Source organism: Bradyrhizobium sp. SZCCHNR1051 (assembly GCF_032489615.1).
Lineage (GTDB): Bacteria > Pseudomonadota > Alphaproteobacteria > Rhizobiales > Xanthobacteraceae > Bradyrhizobium.
The window spans coordinates 149,128-165,879 of record NZ_JAUEYJ010000003.1; the positions used below are offsets into that span (position 1 = coordinate 149,128).

Annotated in this window: 14 protein-coding genes; 7 read left to right on the plus strand and 7 right to left on the minus strand. The window is 65.6% G+C overall.

The window, feature by feature from the left end; all coding sequences use genetic code 11:
• Positions 1-275: 275 nt before the first annotated feature.
• Complete coding sequence (locus QW868_RS04360; protein WP_316229983.1) at positions 276-2,312, minus strand: HAMP domain-containing methyl-accepting chemotaxis protein; 2,037 nt, start codon at positions 2,310-2,312, stop codon at positions 276-278.
• Between the two features lie 299 nt (positions 2,313-2,611).
• Here QW868_RS04360 and QW868_RS04365 point away from each other — a divergent pair, with 299 nt between their 5' ends.
• From QW868_RS04365 to QW868_RS04380, 4 genes are all read left to right on the plus strand, one after another.
• Positions 2,612-3,097: a (2Fe-2S)-binding protein gene (locus QW868_RS04365; RefSeq protein ID WP_315717018.1), complete on the plus strand. Its 486-nt coding sequence runs from the start codon at positions 2,612-2,614 to the stop codon at positions 3,095-3,097.
• 99 nt (positions 3,098-3,196) lie between these two features.
• Complete coding sequence (locus tag QW868_RS04370) at positions 3,197-5,536, plus strand: xanthine dehydrogenase family protein molybdopterin-binding subunit (RefSeq protein WP_316196881.1); 2,340 nt, start codon at positions 3,197-3,199, stop codon at positions 5,534-5,536.
• Between the two features lie 68 nt (positions 5,537-5,604).
• Positions 5,605-6,405 carry a xanthine dehydrogenase family protein subunit M gene (locus QW868_RS04375; protein ID WP_316229984.1) on the plus strand — a complete coding sequence of 267 codons (801 nt, stop codon included), beginning with the start codon at positions 5,605-5,607 and terminating at the stop codon, positions 6,403-6,405.
• A gap of 176 nt (positions 6,406-6,581) precedes the next feature.
• Positions 6,582-7,694: a CaiB/BaiF CoA-transferase family protein gene (locus tag QW868_RS04380; protein ID WP_316230074.1), complete on the plus strand. Its 1,113-nt coding sequence runs from the start codon at positions 6,582-6,584 to the stop codon at positions 7,692-7,694.
• 368 nt (positions 7,695-8,062) lie between these two features.
• Here QW868_RS04380 and hppD read toward each other — a convergent pair whose 3' ends face one another.
• A complete protein-coding gene (gene hppD, locus QW868_RS04385) occupies positions 8,063-9,181 on the minus strand; it encodes a 4-hydroxyphenylpyruvate dioxygenase (RefSeq protein WP_316229985.1) in 1,119 nt (372 codons plus the stop codon).
• Between the two features lie 122 nt (positions 9,182-9,303).
• Between hppD and QW868_RS04390 the strand changes: the two genes are divergently transcribed.
• Together QW868_RS04390 and QW868_RS04395 are read left to right on the plus strand one after the other, a co-directional pair.
• The gene (locus QW868_RS04390; RefSeq protein WP_316229986.1) at positions 9,304-9,783 is read left to right on the plus strand and encodes an Lrp/AsnC family transcriptional regulator; all 480 of its coding nucleotides are present in this window, start codon (positions 9,304-9,306) and stop codon (positions 9,781-9,783) included.
• Between the two features lie 93 nt (positions 9,784-9,876).
• Positions 9,877-10,188, plus strand: coding sequence for a DUF1272 domain-containing protein (locus QW868_RS04395; protein WP_315740755.1), 312 nt, complete (start codon positions 9,877-9,879; stop codon positions 10,186-10,188).
• Positions 10,189-10,366: 178 nt separating this feature from the next.
• Here QW868_RS04395 and fahA read toward each other — a convergent pair whose 3' ends face one another.
• The 5 genes from fahA to QW868_RS04420 form a co-directional block, all read right to left on the minus strand.
• Positions 10,367-11,641 carry a fumarylacetoacetase gene (fahA, locus tag QW868_RS04400; RefSeq protein WP_316229987.1) on the minus strand — a complete coding sequence of 425 codons (1,275 nt, stop codon included), beginning with the start codon at positions 11,639-11,641 and terminating at the stop codon, positions 10,367-10,369.
• A gap of 117 nt (positions 11,642-11,758) precedes the next feature.
• Complete coding sequence (gene hmgA, locus QW868_RS04405) at positions 11,759-13,105, minus strand: homogentisate 1,2-dioxygenase (protein ID WP_315811974.1); 1,347 nt, start codon at positions 13,103-13,105, stop codon at positions 11,759-11,761.
• On the minus strand, positions 13,105-14,061 hold the full coding sequence (locus tag QW868_RS04410) for an MBL fold metallo-hydrolase (RefSeq protein ID WP_316229988.1): 957 nt from the start codon (positions 14,059-14,061) through the stop codon (positions 13,105-13,107). The genes hmgA and QW868_RS04410 overlap by 1 nt, the downstream gene beginning before the upstream one ends.
• A gap of 27 nt (positions 14,062-14,088) precedes the next feature.
• Positions 14,089-14,316, minus strand: a complete 228-nt coding sequence (locus QW868_RS04415; RefSeq protein WP_315757245.1) for a DUF2783 domain-containing protein — start codon at positions 14,314-14,316, stop codon at positions 14,089-14,091.
• Positions 14,317-14,328: 12 nt separating this feature from the next.
• Positions 14,329-15,963 (minus strand): FAD-dependent oxidoreductase, encoded by a 1,635-nt coding sequence (locus tag QW868_RS04420; protein WP_316229989.1) that lies wholly within the window; start codon positions 15,961-15,963, stop codon positions 14,329-14,331.
• Between the two features lie 151 nt (positions 15,964-16,114).
• Here QW868_RS04420 and QW868_RS04425 point away from each other — a divergent pair, with 151 nt between their 5' ends.
• Positions 16,115-16,672 (plus strand): MarR family winged helix-turn-helix transcriptional regulator, encoded by a 558-nt coding sequence (locus QW868_RS04425; RefSeq protein WP_315757243.1) that lies wholly within the window; start codon positions 16,115-16,117, stop codon positions 16,670-16,672.
• Positions 16,673-16,752 lie beyond the last annotated feature (80 nt).

Consider the following 16,752-nt stretch of genomic DNA (forward strand, 5'->3'; position numbering starts at 1 on the left):
GTTCGGCGCTCGACCCGCCTGGGGCCGCAGCGTTTCCTGGGTGAGGCCCAGGCGCGCCTCATTTCAGCTGTCGTCCCGGGCAAGCGAGCGGAGCGAGCGCGACCCGGGATCCATACCGCGTGATGCAAGATTGGGGCACGCGATCGATACCGCCCGCCACACATCTGCCGCGGCGTACCGATCCCGGCGTTCGCCGGGATGACAGCGGAGGGTTTGGCCGCGGGCCCGCCAACGCATTGGCGAGCGGCGCGAAGACCAGCCTGTCGCCGCAAAACTCACGCCGCGCGGATGTTGGCCATGAAGCGGTTGAGCTCCGCGCGCAGCCGCGCGCTCTCCGAGGACAGCGACTGGGCCGAGCGCAGCACCTCCTCCGAGGCTTCGCCGGTCTGGGTCGCGCCGCGATTGACCTGCGTGATGTCGGTGGCGGCGGCCTGCGTGCCTGCCGCGACGCTCTGCACGTTCCTGGCGATCTCCTGGGTCGCGCCGCCCTGCTGCTCGACCGCGGTGGCGATCGACGCGGCGATGGTCGAGATCTGGCGGATCGTGCCGCCGATCTGCTTGATCGCCGTCACCGACTCCTGGGTCGCCGCCTGCATGCCGGAGATGTGGTTGGAGATGTCGTCGGTCGCCTTGGCGGTCTGCTCGGCCAACGACTTGACCTCGGAAGCCACCACCGCAAACCCGCGGCCGGCATCGCCGGCGCGGGCCGCCTCGATGGTCGCGTTCAGGGCCAGCAGGTTGGTCTGCTCGGCGATCGCGGTGATCAGCTTGACGACGTCGCCGATCTCCTGCGCCGCACGCGACAGCTTGCCGATGCGCCCGTCGGTCTCCTCGGCCTGGGCCACGGCGGACTCCGCGATGCGGCTGGACTCGCGAACCTGGCGGCCGATCTCGTTGACCGAGGCCGACAGTTCGTCGGTTGCGCTCGCCACCGAGTGGATGCGGCCCGTGGCCTGGTCGGAGGTGCCGCTGACGCGGCTCGCCAGCGACTGCGTGGTCTCCGCGGTGCGCGTCAGGGTCGAGGCCGCCTGCTCGAGGTGCTCGGCCGAGGTCGAGACGTTGGACACGATCGAGCCGACGGCGGTCTCGAACTCGTCGGCGAAGCGGATGAGCTCGGCCCGCCGCGCGGCGCCCGCCGCCCTGTTCTGGGCGTCCTGCGTCGCAGCGTCGCGCTCGGCCTTGGCCACCGCCTGGACCTTGAACTCCTCGACCGCCGCCGCCATCTCGCCGATCTCATCGGCACGCCCGAGGCCGGGCAGCCGGACGTCGAAATTGCCCGAGGCGAGCTCGCGCATCGCCTTGCACATCGTGATCATCGGCTTGGAGATGCCGTTGCCGAGCATCAGCGCCAGCACGGCGCCGAGCGTCAGCCCGCCGATCGCCAGCATTGCGATCAGCCGCTCGATGTCCGCGATGGTGGCGTTGGTCGCGGCCTCGATGCGCTGCTGGTCGGAGGCGACCTCGGATTTCAGCCCGTTCGACAGCGCGATGATCTCGGTCCCGACCACGCTCATCTCCTGTTCGAGCTTGCCGAGCGCCTTCATGTTCTCCGACAGCTTGATGAAGGCGGCGCGGTACTGCTTGATCAGGTCGCCGAGCTCGGCGACGCGCTGGGTGATCTTCTCGTCATTGGCATAGATCGTCACCAGCGAGGTTTCCAGGAAGCGCGTGCGCGCGATGGCGCCGTCGGCCGTCTTGGCATCGGGCTTGGCGACGTAGGTCCCGACCAGCGCGGACACGGTCAGGTACTGGCCCGTGAGGTCCTTGGCCGTGGTCTGCACCGACGGCAGGCCGGCCAGCGCGGCGGTGTCTGCCAGATCATCGAACTTGAAGCGGATCTTGTTGCCGATGAGGCCGATCTGGTCGGTCGCCAGCTTCGCGTTCTCGCGGGTCAGAGCAACGATGCTCGAGAATGTCTTGGCGAAGGCCTGAAACTGCGCCTGCAGCTTGCCGACCTGCGCCCGCCGCTCGGCGCCGGTCGCCGCCATGGATTTGTCGATCGCGGCCTGGAGTGCCTGCTGGGCAGCGGTGGCCGCCGCCTCGTCGTCGGCTTTGCCGGTCAGGGCATAATAGCGGGCGAGCGCCTGGTACGAGACCAGCTCGCGATCGATGGTGCGGGTGGTGTCGGCTTCGGCAACGCTGCCGCGATAGGCTGCCACCGCCGCGGCGACCCGCTCGAATCCCAGATAGGAGAAGCCGATGCTGGCAGCAGAGATCGCCAGCACAACGGCGAAGCCAAGGACGATCTTGCCGCGAAAACGCAGGGTCAGAAAATTGGCACGCCGCGACTGCGGCGCAAGCTGCGCAGACATTCCCACCCCCGACACGCCATTCTTTAATATTGGCCAGAAACCAAACCGCCCGGCGGCAACGCACCAGAGCGTGATCAAAACTACGTCACAATGGCTAAGGGGCGGTAAATGGGCAGCGTCGGCCTGCGGCCTGCGCTTCACCTGCGCCGGTGCCGGCTCGCGTGGCGCGCCACATGCGACCGGATCGCCGATGCCGCGCGCAAGACGTCGCAATGACATCGGAGACGAAAATTCGAGTTGCAAAGTCCTGAGGGCGCTGTTTCTAATCAGAATAAGAATAATTCATCGGGAGGTTACTCGTGTCGACAGTCAAACTGACGGTGAACGGCAAGGCGGTCTCGGTCGAGGCCGAGGATCGCACCCTGCTCGTTCACCTCCTGCGGGATCATCTGAACCTCACCGGCACCCATGTCGGCTGTGACACCAGCCAATGCGGCGCCTGCGTCGTCCATATCGACGGCCGTGCCGTGAAATCCTGCACCGTGCTGGCCGGCCAGGCCGCCGGCGCCAACGTCACCACCATCGAAGGCATCGCCAAGGGCGACGAGCTGCACCCGATGCAGGCGGCCTTCCGCGACAATCACGGCCTGCAATGCGGCTATTGCACGCCGGGGATGATCATGTCGGCCATCGATATTGTGCACCGCCACGGAGGCGAGCTCGACGAGAGCACGGTGCGTGAGGAGCTGGAAGGCAACATCTGCCGCTGCACCGGCTATCACAACATCGTCAAGGCCGTGCTCGACGCTGCCGGACGGATGAAGGTCGCGCAAGCTGCCGAATGAGGCCGGCGAGAGCCGCCGTTTACCGCAATACCGAGACCACGACCGCTGCGCGCGATGGCCGCGGCGGGACAACAGAACTCCGGTAGGGGAGAGATTCGCATGGGTATGGAAGGCATTGGCGCCAGCGTCGTCCGCAAGGAGGACAAGCGTTTCATCACCGGCAAGGGCCGTTACGTCGACGACGTCAAGCTGTTGGGCATGACCTTTGCCCATTTCATCCGCAGCCCGCACGCGCACGCCAAGGTCAAGAGCATCGACTCCTCGGCCGCCGAGGCGATGCCTGGCGTGGTCGCGGTGCTCACCGGCCGCCAGATCGTCGACGACAAGGTCGGCAACCTGATCTGCGGCTGGGCCATCACCTCCAAGGACGGCTCGCCGATGAAGATGGGCGCATGGCCGGCGATGGCGCCGGAGACCGTGCGCTTCGTCGGCCAGGCCGTGGCCGTGGTGATCGCCGAAAGCAAGAACCTCGCACGTGACGCCGCCGAGGCAGTCGTGGTGGAGTATGAGGAGCTGCAGGCCGTCGCCGACATGCCCTCCGCGCTGAAGCCCGGCGCGCCGCAGCTTCACCCGGAAGCCCCCGGCAACGTCGTCTACGACTGGTCGATCGGCGACGAGGCCGCGGTCAACGCCGCCTTCGCCAAGGCCGCCAACGTCGTCACCCTGGAATTGACCAACAACCGGCTGGCACCGAACGCGATGGAGCCGCGCGCGGCGATCGCCGAGTACGATGCGGCCGAGGAGCATTTCACGCTCTATACGACGTCGCAGAACCCGCACGTCGCGCGCCTGGTGCTGTCGGCGTTCTACAACATCGCACCAGAACACAAGCTCCGCGTCATCGCGCCCGACGTCGGCGGCGGCTTCGGCTCCAAGATCTTCATCTACCCGGAGGAGATGGTGGCGCTGTGGGCCTCCAAGAAGGTCGGCCGTCCGGTGAAATGGACCGGCGACCGCACCGAGGCGTTCCTGACCGACGCGCACGGCCGCGACCACATCTCCAAGGCCGAGATGGCGTTCGATGCCGACAACAAGATCCTTGGCCTGCGGGTCAAGACCCACGCCAATTTCGGCGCCTACATGTCGCTGTTCTCGTCGTCGGTGCCGACCTATCTGTACGCGACCCTGCTGTCGGGCCAGTACAACATTCCGGCGATCTATGCCGAGGTGATGGGCGTCTACACCAACACCACGCCGGTCGACGCCTATCGTGGCGCCGGACGCCCGGAGGCGAGCTATCTGCTGGAGCGGCTGATCGAGACGGCGGCGCGCCAGTTGAAGGTCGATTCGGCCGATCTCCGGCGGAAGAACTTCATCACCCAGTTCCCGCACCAGACCCCGGTGATCATGGCCTACGACACCGGTGACTTCAACGCCTCGCTCGACGCGGCGATGAAGGCGATCGACTATGCCGGTTTCCCGGCCCGCAAGGCGGCGGCAAAGGCGGCCGGCAAGCTGCGCGGCCTCGGCCTGTCCTGCTACATCGAAGCCTGCGGCATCGCGCCGTCGAAGGCGGTCGGCAGCCTCGGCGCCGGCGTCGGCCTGTGGGAGTCCGCGGAGATCCGCGTCAACCCGGTCGGCACCATCGAGGTCCTCACCGGATCGCACAGCCACGGCCAGGGCCACGAGACCACCTTCTGCCAGCTGATCGCCGAACGCCTGGGCGTGCCGATCAGCCAGGTCTCGATCGTTCATGGCGACACCGACAAGGTGCAGTTCGGCATGGGCACCTACGGCTCGCGCTCGGCCGCCGTCGGTCTCACGGCGATCCTGAAGGCGATGGAGAAGGTCGAGGCCAAGGCCAAGAAGATCGCAGCCCACGCACTCGAAGCGTCGGAAGGCGACATCGTCATCGAGAACGGCGAGTTCAAGGTGACCGGCACCGACAAGTCGATCGCGCTGCCGATGGTCGCGCTCGCCGCCTACACCGCGCACAACCTGCCGGACGGCATGGAGCCCGGATTGAAGGAGACTGCTTTCTACGATCCGACCAACTTCACCTTTCCGGCCGGCACCTATATCTGCGAGCTCGAGGTCGATGAGGCCACCGGCAAGACGTCGTTCGTCAACTTCGTCGCGGCGGACGATTTCGGCCGGCTGATCAACCCGATGATCGTCGAGGGCCAGGTCCATGGCGGCCTCGTCCAAGGCATCGGCCAGGCGCTGCTCGAGCACGCGATCTACGACAGCAACGGCCAGCCGGTCACCGCCTCCTTCATGGACTATGCGATGCCGCGTGCTGATGACGTGCCGTCGTTCAAGCTGAGCCACACCACGACCCTGTGCCCGGGCAATCCGCTCGGCGTGAAGGGCTGCGGCGAGGCCGGCGCGATCGGCGCGTCGGCTGCCGTGATCAACGCGATCACGGATGCGATCGGCAACAACAAGCTGGAAATGCCGGCGACGCCCGACCGCGTCTGGCACGCGATCCACGGTTGATCATCGCTCCGGGGCGCGCGCAGGCGCGGCCCCGGAATGATCTCGATGAAAAATTCAGGGAGATTCCCATGTACGAGACGACCTACCATCGCGCCTCCTCGGTCGACGAAGCGGCGGCGCTGTTCGCCAAGGGCAGCGAAGCCAAGTTCCTGGCCGGCGGCCACACCCTGCTTCCGGTCATGAAACAGCGCCTCGCCAGCCCGTCCGATGTCATCGACATCGGCAAGATCAAGGACCTGATCGGCGTGCAACTGTCCGGCGACACGCTCGTGATCAAGGCGGCGACGACCTATTACGACATCATGACCAATGCCGACGTGAAGAAGGCGATCCCCGCGATCTCCTATCTCACCTCGGTGCTCGGCGATCCCGCCGTGCGTCACCGCGGCACCATCGGCGGCTCGATCGCCAACAACGATCCGGCCGCGGATTTCCCGGCGGCACTGATCTCGCTCGGCGCGACCGTGAAGACCAACAAGCGCACGATCTCGGCGGATGATTTCTTCAAGGGCCTGTTCACCACGGCGCTCGAGGACGGCGAGATCATCACCGAGGTGTCGTTCCCGGTGCCGGAGAAGGCGGGCTATGCCAAGATGCGCCATCCGGCGTCGCGCTTCGCGCTGACCGGCGTGTTCGTGACCAAGACGAAGGGCGGCGACGTCCGCGTCGCGGCCACCGGCGCCTCGCAGAGCGGCGTGATGCGCGTATCCGCGATCGAGGCCGCGCTGAAATCGAGCTGGTCGACCTCGGCAATCGACGGCGTCAGCGTTTCGGCGGCAGGCCTGCTGAGCGACATCCACGGCTCCGCCGATTACCGCGCCAATCTGGTGAAGGTGATGGCACAGCGCGCGGTGCAAGCCGCGGGCTGATTGTCGTAGATCATTCCGCATCACGGCAGGACAAATTCCATACGGCGCGCAGCAATGCGCGCCGTATTGCTTTGCGACATACAGCGCGCTTGCGTTGGCCTAATACAAGCGGGACAATTGGCTCATCAGGAAACGCCAATCGCAGCGCGATGAAAGAAGCCAGGGACAACACGGACGTGCTCGACAAGACCGCACCACACAGCCAGACCCGCGCCACCGGACCGCTCGCGGGCTTTCGCATCGTCGAGTTCGCCGGCATCGGTCCCGGACCGTTCGCCTGCATGCTGCTGGCCGACATGGGTGCGGAGGTCGTCACGCTCGATCGCGTCGGTGCACGCAAGACCATGAAGTCGGCGGCCGGCCGCGGCCGCAAGGTGATCGAGCTCGACCTCAAGGACAAGGCTGTGATCGCCGAGGTGCTCGACCTTCTTTCTGGCGCCGATGCGCTGATCGAAGGCTTTCGCCCCGGCGTGATGGAGCGCCTCGGCCTCGGCCCCGACGTGGTGCTCGCACGCAATCCCAAGCTGGTCTATGGCCGCATGACCGGCTGGGGCCAGCAGGGACCGTTGGCGCAGGCGGCCGGCCACGACATCAACTACATCTCGATCACCGGCGCGCTGGCCGCGATCGGACCCAGGGAGCGGCCGGTGCCGCCACTCAACCTGGTCGGCGATTTCGGCGGCGGTGCGCTCTATCTCGTCGTCGGCGTGCTCGCCGCACTGCTCGAAGCCTCGAAGTCCGGTAAGGGGCAGGTGGTGGATACCGCGATGTGCGACGGCGCGGCCTCGCTGCTCGCGATGTTCTTCGACCTCACCGCGATGGGCCGCTGGACCGAGGGGCGCGAGCGCAACTTCCTCGACGGCGGCGCGCACTTCTACGGCGTCTACGAATGCGCCTGTGGAAACTTCATCTCCATCGGCTCGATCGAGCCGCAGTTCTACGCGCTGCTGCGGCAGCATGCCGACCTCTCCGATCCCGCCTTCGACGCGCAGATGGACCCGCGCGCCTGGCCGGCGCTGAAGGAGAAGCTGGTCGCGGTGTTCAAGAGCAAGACGCGCGAAGAATGGTGCAAGATCATGGAAGGCACCGATATCTGCTTCGCGCCGGTGCTCACCATGTCCGAGGCGCCAAAGCACGCCCACATGGCCGCCCGCGGCGTCTTCGTCGAGCGCCACGGCATCACCCAGCCCGCCCCCGCCCCACGCTTCTCGCGCACGCCGTCGACGATACGGGAGCCGGAGGTGGTGGAGATTGGGGCTGTCGTGAGTGCGTGGAAGGCTGGCGGGTAAGCGATTGCGGCGCGGTCGCGCCGATCAACGCTGCGCGACAATCCCGATGCCAGTGAGTTGACGACGCCCGCGCCTCACCCTCGGTGTCGTCCCCGCGAACGCGGGGACCCATAACCACCGGCCGCAGTTTGGCGAAAATCGTCTGCGACTATGCCCTATCGATAGATCACGCGGTATGGGTCCCGGGTCGGCGCCCGACGCCGCTGGCGCGTCGTCGGGCTTGCCCGGGACGACAGTTGAGGGGTTGGCGACATCCTGCCTCCAATCACACTGTCATTGCGAGCGAAGCGAAGCAATCCAGGGTGCGGACGGAAGTCTGGATTGCTTCGTCGCTCTGCTTCTCGCAATGACGGGCGCATCTCCTCCACCTACTCCGCCGCCTCCACCTTCAGCACGCCGCGGCGGATCTGGTCCTCTTCGATCGACTCGAACAGCGCCTTGAAGTTGCCTTCGCCAAACCCGTCGTCGCCCTTGCGCTGGATGAACTCGAAGAAGATCGGGCCGATGGCATTGGCCGAGAAGATCTGCAGCAGCACCTTGGTGTGGCCGCCATCGACCACGCCCTCGCCGTCGATCAGGATGCCGTTGCGCTTGAGGCGGGTGACGTCCTCGCCGTGCCCGGGCAGGCGCGCTTCGATGCGCTCGAAATAGGTCTCGGGCGGCGACGGCATGAACGGCAGGCCCGACGCGCGCAGGCCCTCGACGGTGGCGTAGATGTCGCGGGCGCCGCAGGCGATGTGTTGGATGCCCTCGCCGCGATAGATCTTGAGGTACTCCTCGATCTGGCCGGAATCCCCGGCATCCTCGTTGATCGGAATCCGGATCTTGCCGTCGGGGCTGGTCAGCGCGCGTGAGAACAGGCCGGAGGCGCGGCCCTCGATGTCGAAGAAGCGGATCTGGCGGAAGTTGAACAGTTTTTCGTAGAAGCCGGCCCAGACGTCCATGCGACCGCGATGCACGTTGTGGGTCAGGTGATCGATGTAGTAGAGGCCGGAGCCGATGGGGCGCGGGTCGCGCTCGCCGATCCACCCGAATTCGAGATCATAGGCCGAGCCCTTGGCACCGTAGCGATCGACGAGATAGAGCAGGCTGCCGCCGATGCCCTTGAGTGCGGGCACGTCCAGCGTCTTCTGGGCCGGCGGCAGGTCGGCCGGCTCGGCGCCGAGCGCGATCGCCCGCGCATAGGCCTTCTTCGCGTCGACCACCCTAAACGCCATCGACGGCGCACACGGCCCGTGCGCGGCGACGAACTCGTGGCCGTGGCTGCCGGGCTCCTCGTTCACGAGGTAGTTGATGTCACCCTGGCGGTACAGCGTGATCGCCTTGGTCCTGTGCCGCGCGACCGCGGCAAACCCCATCAGCTTGAACAGCGCGTGCAACTCGCTCGCGTCGGGATGCGCATATTCGACAAACTCGAAGCCGTCAGTGCCCATCGGGTTGTCGGCGGAGATGGTGGCAGGCGGCGCATCGTGCGGAAACGGACCCATCGGGGGAAGCTCCTTCAGCTTGATGGGCGGATCATCTCCCGAATCCCGCGCACGGGGCATGCAAACCATTGTCATTTTCGCCCGAATATGCACGATCCATGTACATTCAGAGGAAATGGCGCATGATTTCGGTCGACAGCTTCGATCTCCGTATCCTGGCCGCGCTGCAGGACGACGGCCGGCTCACAAACCAGGAGCTGGCGGATATCGCCGGCCTGTCGGCCTCGCAGTGCTCGCGGCGCCGGATGCGGCTGGAGCAGGACGGCGTCATCGCGGGGTATCGCGCGCAGCTCGCCAGCCGGGCGCTCGGCTTCGAGCTGATTGCCTTCATCCAGATCACCCTGGCGACGCACTCGCCCGACAATGCGCAGAAGTTTCGCACGCTGGTGAACCGCGTCGAGAACATCCAGGAGGCCTACGCGCTAACCGGCGATTCCGACTATTTGCTCAAGGTCGTGCTGCGCGATCTCAAGAGCCTGTCCGACATCGTCAACAACGTGCTGATGCCGCACCAGAGCGTGGCGCATGTCCGCTCCTCGATTGTGCTCGACCGCCTGAAGGAGAGCGCGAAGCTGCCGCTGGCGTCGCTCCCGCATGGCTGACGCCGCCGTGGCGCAAATCGAGGGAAATGCGCCATTCACCGTCATCGCTCGCTCTGCGACACTCGCCGGGTTTCAATTACCCGCGAGACGACCATGGCCCTGCAGCTTCGCCCCAACTGCGAGTACTGCGACAAGGACCTGCCACCGCAGGCGCAGGACGCGCGCATCTGCTCCTACGAATGCACCTTCTGCGCCGACTGTGTCGAGACGAAGCTGTTCAACGTCTGCCCGAACTGCGCCGGCGGCTTCGCGCCACGGCCGATCCGGCCCGCGCGAGAATGGCGGCCGGGCGTCTGCACGGTGAAGCAGGTGCCATCGGACAAGCGCGTGCATCTGAAATATGCGGCCGAGGACGTCGCGGCCTTCGTGGCTGGTATCAAGAGCGTGGCGCCGGAAGAGCGCTGATCTCTATCCCCGTCATTCCGGGGCGCGCGCAGCGCGAGCCCGGAATCCATACTCACGATCGAGATTTTGGATGGAAGGCTTAGCCACGGGCGGCTCGCGTCACCACATCCGCCTGTGGTTATGGATTCCGGGCTCGGCCCTGCGGGCCGCCCCGGAATGACGGCGGTGGGTGGAGTGGCTACTCGGCCGCGACGATCGTGCCTTCGACCTCGCCGAAGCCGACCCGATAGCCGTTGCCCTGGCACCAGCCGCGCATGACGAGGGAATCGCCATCTTCCAGGAACGTGCGCTTGATTCCACCAGGGAGCTCGACCGGCTCGGTGCCGTTCCAGCTGATCTCCAGCAGGCTGCCGCGCTGATGCTTCTCCGGACCGGAGATGGTGCCGCTCCCCAGGAGATCGCCGACACTCATGGCACAGCCGGACGAGGCATGGTGCATCAGCTGCTGCACGCTCGACCAGTACATGTACTTGAAATTGGTCTGCGCGATGGTCTGCGCGGCGTTGCTGCCGGAGGCACGCAAGGCCACGTTGAGGGAGAGATCGTAGTTCTGCGCCTCCTTCTGCTGCAGGTAGGGCAGCGGCGTTGGATCCTGCGTTGGCCCCGACACGCGGAACGGCTCCAGCGCCTCCCGCGTCACCACCCACGGGCTGATCGAGGTCGCGAACGCCTTGGCTTGGAACGGGCCGAGGGGCACATATTCCCATTGCTGGATATCGCGTGCGCTCCAGTCGTTGAGCAGCACGAAGCCGAAGATCATCGCCTCCGCCTGCGCCTCGCTCAGCATCTCGCCGAGCGGCGACGACTGGCCGATGACGACGCCCATCTCCAGCTCGAAATCGAGCCGCTTGCAAGGGCCGAAGCTCGGGGCATCGGCACTCGGCGGCTTCAACTGCCCACGCGGCCGGCGCACCTTGGTACCGGAGACGACCACGGTCGACGCGCGCCCATTATAGCCGATCGGCATGTGCAGCCAGTTCGGCTGCAGCGCATTGTCCTTGCCGCGGAACATGACGCCGACATTGGTGGCGTGCTCCTTCGACGAATAGAAATCGGTGTAGCCGGCCACGTCGAACGGCAGATGCAACGTGACGTCCTGGCGCGGCAGCAGCGCCCGGCTGCGCAGCGGCTTGTCGTCACGCAGCCGCGGATTGTCGTGGCGCAGCAGTGCGCTGATCGCGGCACGCGTCTTCGACCACACGGCGGGGCCGAGCGCCATGAAGGCATTCAGCGAGAATTGCGCGAACACCTCATAGGCCGGCGCCAGATCGAGCAGGCCTTCGTCCTCGAGCACGGCGAGGTCGAGCACGAACTCGCCAATGGCGACACCGACGCGCGGCTTTGGCGAATCGGCGGCGGAGAACACGCCGTAGGGCAGGTTCTGGATCGGGAAGTCCGAGGCCGGATCGACCGGGATGAAGGAGCGGAGCGAGGGATCGTTGGGATGAGTCAAAATGCTTCTCCGGACTACGTCGTCATGCCCGGGCTTGACCCGGGCATCCATCTCTCACCGCACAGAGAATGTCGTGGATGGCCGGGTCAAGCCCGGCCATGACGGCATTCTCCCAGTTCAAGGCCTGTTCGGATCGAAACGCTTCTCCAGTCCGTTCCAGCAATCGGCGTAGTCGCTCTGCATGGTGCCGGACTCCGCGGCGTGCTTGGTGATCCGCTGCGGGAAGCGCGTCTCGAACATGAAGGCCATCGTGCCCGTGAGCTTGACCGGCTTCAACTCGCCATTGCTGGCGTGATCGAACGCCTCGCGATCCGGACCGTGCGGCAGCATGCAATTGTGCAGGCTCATGCCACCAGGCACGAAGCCCTGCGGCTTGGCGTCGTAGACGCCGTAGATCAGACCCATGAACTCCGACATGATGTTCATGTGATACCACGGCGGACGGAAAGTGTTGTCGGCCACCATCCAGCGCTCGGGGAAGATCACGAAATCGATGTTGGCCGTGCCGGCGGTTTCCGACGGCGAGGTCAGCACGGTAAAGATCGACGGATCGGGATGATCGAAGCCGATGGCGCCGACCGGCGAGAAGGTGCGCAGGTCATATTTATACGGCGCGTAGTTGCCGTGCCAGGCAACGACGTCGATCGGCGAGTGCCTGAGCTCGGTCTTGAACAGCGCGCCGCCCCATTTCACGTAGAGTTCGGTCGGCGTATCCTTGTCCTCATACGAGGCCACCGGGGTCAGGAAGTCGCGCGCATTGGCAAGACAATTCGCGCCGATCGGGCCGCGCTCCGGCAAGGTGAAGGCGCCGCCATAATTCTCGCAGAGATAGCCACGTGCCGGTCCCGCCGGAATCTCCACCCGGAACTTGACGCCGCGCGGGATCACGACGATCTCGCCAGGCTCGGCGTCGATGCGGCCGAACTCGGTGACGAACAGCAAACGGCCCTGCTGCAGCACGAACATCAGCTCGCCGTCGGCATCGTAGAAGTGCTGGTCGACCATCGACTTGGTGATGACGTAGACATGCGCCGCCATGCCGGCCTGGGTCGTGGCATCGCCGGCCGTGGTCATGGTCTGCACACCCTGCAGAAACGTCACATCGCCTGCCGGAAGCGGCGTCGGATCCCAGCGCAGCTGCTGCACCGTGATCTCCTGCTCGTGACACGGCGCGGTGCGCCACAACCCGGCATCGACCTTGGCGAATCGGCCGGAGTGCTTCACCGAGGGCCGGATGCGGTACAGCCAGGAGCGCTCGTTGGAGCCGCGCGGCGCGGTGAACGGCGAGCCAGACAGCTGCTCGGCGTAGAGCCCGTAGGCGCAGCGCTGCGGCGAGTTGCGGCCGATCGGAAGCGCGCCCGGCAGCGCCTCGGTCTCGAACGAATTGCCGAAGCCGGACATGTAGCCCGGCGTGACCTGTCCCGATGCGCGGTGCAACCGGTCAGGCGATGTGTTGATGTTCATCATCCTTCTCCTTGCAGGCGGGCCCACATCTCGCGGTCGCGCTCGGCGGTCCAGATCACGGGATCGTCGATGCCGCTGGCTTCGTCATAGGCACGCGACACGTTGAACGGCAGGCAGTGCTCATAGATGGCGAAACTCGAGAATTTCGGATCCATCACGTCGCGCGTGGCGGCCATGGACTCCTTGAGGCTGCGTCCCTTGGCGACCGACATCTCCGCCGCGCCATACAACGACGAGACGAAGTCGCGCGTCATCGCGATCGCTTCGCGCACCGTGGCCTCGCCCTTCAGCGCGTCGCCGCGGCCGGGCGCGATCGCCTTGGGATTGAAGTCGCGGATCTCGTTCAGGGTCGACGGCCATTCGCGCAAATAGGCATCGCCGCAATAACAGGCCGAGTGATATTCGATGAGATCGCCGGAGAACATCACCTCGGCATCCGGCACCCAGGCGACGATGTCACCGGACGTATGGCCGGCGCCGAGCTGGATCAGTTGCACCTCGCGCTTGCCGAGATGGATCGTCATCTCGCCATCGAAAGTGAGCGTCGGCCAGGTCAGGCCGGGAATGCTCTCGGCGTCCTGGAACAGGCGCGGGAAGCGGCCGTATTCGGAGTCCCAATCCTGCTGGCCGCGCTCGACGATCAGCCGGTGCGTCTCCTGCGAGGCGACGATGCCCTGCGCATGATAGGCCGAGGCGCCGAGCACGCGCACGGCGTGGTAGTGCGACAGCACGACATATTTGATCGGCTTGTCGGTCACCGTCCTGACGCGCTCGATCACCTTGTTGGCCATCGCCGGCGTCGCCTGGGCATCGAACACGATGCAGCCGTCGTCGCCGACGATGACCGCCGAATTCGGATCGCCCTCTGCAGTGAATGCATAGAGATCCGGGCCGATCTCGGAGAAAGTGATCTTCTTCTCGGCGAGATCGGTGGTGGATGCGAAACCCTTCGCCATCAGTTCATTCCCTGTCTGCGCAGCAGGCTATTGCTGCTGCTGTTGTTGCTGTTGACCGGTATCGGCCATGCTGCGTTTCGCCAGCGTGATCGCCTCGCGCAGCACACCGATGTCACCGATGTGATTGGCGAGGATCAGGACCAATGCCGCATCGAGGTCGGCGCTTTCGAGGTCCGAGAGGCCCCGATGGGCTTCGACGATGGCGCGAAAGGCATCGTCGGGCTTGGCGAAATTGGAAGCGGTCGAGAGTGTCATCGTTGCGGCTCCTCAGCTCAGGCCGGAGGCGCGTGCGACCGCCGCCGCGATCGCGGCCCGGCGCGGGTGCCGGAAGCGCGCCGCGACATAGCCGTCCGGACGCAGCAGATAGGATGTGCCGGGTTCGGCTCCGTAACGCTTGCCCGCGAAACCCTCGCCATCGGCAAGTCCATTCGGACCGCCGATGCTGACGACACCGACATCGTCGGGCACATCGATCGCCTCACCATTGGCAAAGGACAGCAGGGTGAAACGCCGGCCCTGAGCATTGAATGCATCGGTGAGATGAAGGTGCCGTCCGTCTGCCGTCTCGAGCGGCGCATCCGGCATCGATGTTCCCGGACGAGGGCCACTGTGCCAAGCCTCGTCGTCTTCGGTCGACAGCGGCGTCTGGTAGACCGAGGGAACCGACAGCCGGCCGCCATTGACCATGCGCTTGCCGAATTCGGTGTCCCTGGCGAGCGCTAGCACCACCTTGCGCAGCCGCGCCTCCTGGTGCGAATTCGGCGCCATGAAATCCGTCGCCCGCGTGGACTCGCGAATGTTTTCGTCAGCCGCTGCGCTTCGCTCCAGATGATAGGTTTCGAGCAGCGCCGCGGGCGAGGTACCGCGCAGCACGCGATCGAGCTTCCAGGCCAGGTTCTCGGCATCCTCCAGCCCCGAATTGGCACCGCGCGCGCCGAACGGCGAGACCTGATGGGCGGAATCGCCGGCAAAAACGACGCGACCATGAATGAAGCGCTCCATGCGCCGGCACTGGAATTTGTAGAGCGAGATCCATTCGAATTCGAACTGGTCATGGCCGAGCATGCGCGCGATCCGTGGCCGCACATTCTCCGGCTGCTTCTCGACGTTGGGATCGGCATACCGACTGAGCTGCAGGTCGATGCGCCAGACATTGTCCGGCTGCCGGTGCAACAGCGCCGAGCGCCCGGCATGGAATGGCGGATCGAACCAGAACCAGCGCTCGGTGGGGAATTCAGCCGTCATCCTGACGTCGGCGATCAGGAACTGATCCTCGAACACCTTGCCGGAAAAACCCGCGCCGACCATCTGGCGCAGCGACGAGCGCGCGCCGTCGCAGGCGATCACATATTGCGCCGACAGCCGATAGGGGCCATCCGGCGTCTCGATCGTCAGCACGACATGATCGTTGCGCTGCTCCAGCGCCGTCACCTTGTTGCGCCAGCGCAGCGAGATCTCCGGCAGCGCGTTGACGCGATCGACCAGATAGGCCTCGGCGTAGAACTGCTGCAGGTTGATGAAGGCCGGCCGCTTGTGCCCGGGCTCCGGCAGCAGATTGAACTGATAGAGCTCGGACGGACCGTGAAAGATGCGGCCGACGTTCCACACCACGCCCTTGTCGACCATCCGGTCACCGACGCCGAGGCGATCCCAATATTCCAGCGAGCGCTTGGAGAAGCAGATCGCGCGCGAGCCCTCGCCGATACGGTCGGCATCATCGAGCACCACGACGGCATGGCCGCGCTGCGCAAGATCGATCGCGAACGACAGCCCGACGGGACCCGCACCCACGACGACGACCGGATGCGCGGCTGGCGTGGCCTGATCCTGGTCTTCGTGCCGATGATAGCCGAACTGAACCTTCGCCTGGCTCGCGCCCCGCCCCGGATTGGCTTGCACCATGGCTTGCTCGCCTTGTGGTTTTCTTGGAGTTTCGAAGCGACCGACATTTCCTCGGGTGAGGCCATTCGGCCGTCTTGCCAGATAGTCTCACCTGCAACTATTCTAAAGCCGACGGCTTCGGCCGCGTCAACTCAAAAATCGGAGCGCGATTTTGGCGAAGCCATCCACCGCGGCGTCCAGGCGGCAGGCGAAGCCGGTCGAGGATGACCGAAATGCGGCAGTGCCGCAGGAAGACGAGCGGCTCGACCTGTTCAAGTTCGCGCCATTCCGGCTCAACCGTCTGGCCGCCGAGGTCAGCGCGGCGCTCGCCATCGAATATCGGGAGCGCTATGGGCTCGACATTCCGGAATGGCGCGTGCTCGCGACGCTCGGCTTCCGCCGCGAGGCCTGCAGCGCGCAATATGTCGCGGCGTGCACCCGCACGCACAAATCGACCATAAGCCGGGCCGTGACGTCGTTGCTGGAGCGGCGGCTGATCGAGCGCGTCGAGAACGCCGAGGATCGCCGCGAGTTCCGTCTGCGCCTGACACGTAAGGGCAAGACGCTTTACGAGGAGCTGATCCCGCGTTTGCAGCAGCGAGAGCGCGAAATCATGGCATGCCTGTCCGCCGACGAGCGCAAGACGTTCGACCGCCTGATCGGCAAGATCGAGGAGAGCCTGGACCTGATCCAGACCAGCGAGGAGGCCGATGCGAAGCAGGCCTATTGAGCCGAGCTTCGTCCGGTGGGCAAAGCGCCGAAGGCGACCCGTGCCCACCATCCTTCGTCAAACGACAGCGATGGGCACGG

Bases quoted from the DNA above. Each gene is read 5' to 3' on its own strand.
- QW868_RS04415 (WP_315757245.1), bottom strand. From the start codon at position 14,316: ATGACACTCTCGACCGCTTCCAATTTCGCCAAGCCCGACGATGCCTTT.
- QW868_RS04360 (WP_316229983.1), bottom strand. From the start codon at position 2,312: ATGTCTGCGCAGCTTGCGCCGCAGTCGCGGCGTGCCAATTTTCTGACC.
- QW868_RS04375 (WP_316229984.1), top strand. From the start codon at position 5,605: ATGTACGAGACGACCTACCATCGCGCCTCCTCGGTCGACGAAGCGGCG.
- QW868_RS04370 (WP_316196881.1), top strand. From the start codon at position 3,197: ATGGGTATGGAAGGCATTGGCGCCAGCGTCGTCCGCAAGGAGGACAAG.
- QW868_RS04410 (WP_316229988.1), bottom strand. From the start codon at position 14,061: ATGGCGAAGGGTTTCGCATCCACCACCGATCTCGCCGAGAAGAAGATC.
- QW868_RS04390 (WP_316229986.1), top strand. From the start codon at position 9,304: ATGATTTCGGTCGACAGCTTCGATCTCCGTATCCTGGCCGCGCTGCAG.
- QW868_RS04395 (WP_315740755.1), top strand. From the start codon at position 9,877: ATGGCCCTGCAGCTTCGCCCCAACTGCGAGTACTGCGACAAGGACCTG.
- hmgA (WP_315811974.1), bottom strand. From the start codon at position 13,105: ATGAACATCAACACATCGCCTGACCGGTTGCACCGCGCATCGGGACAG.
- hppD (WP_316229985.1), bottom strand. From the start codon at position 9,181: ATGGGTCCGTTTCCGCACGATGCGCCGCCTGCCACCATCTCCGCCGAC.
- QW868_RS04420 (WP_316229989.1), bottom strand. From the start codon at position 15,963: ATGGTGCAAGCCAATCCGGGGCGGGGCGCGAGCCAGGCGAAGGTTCAG.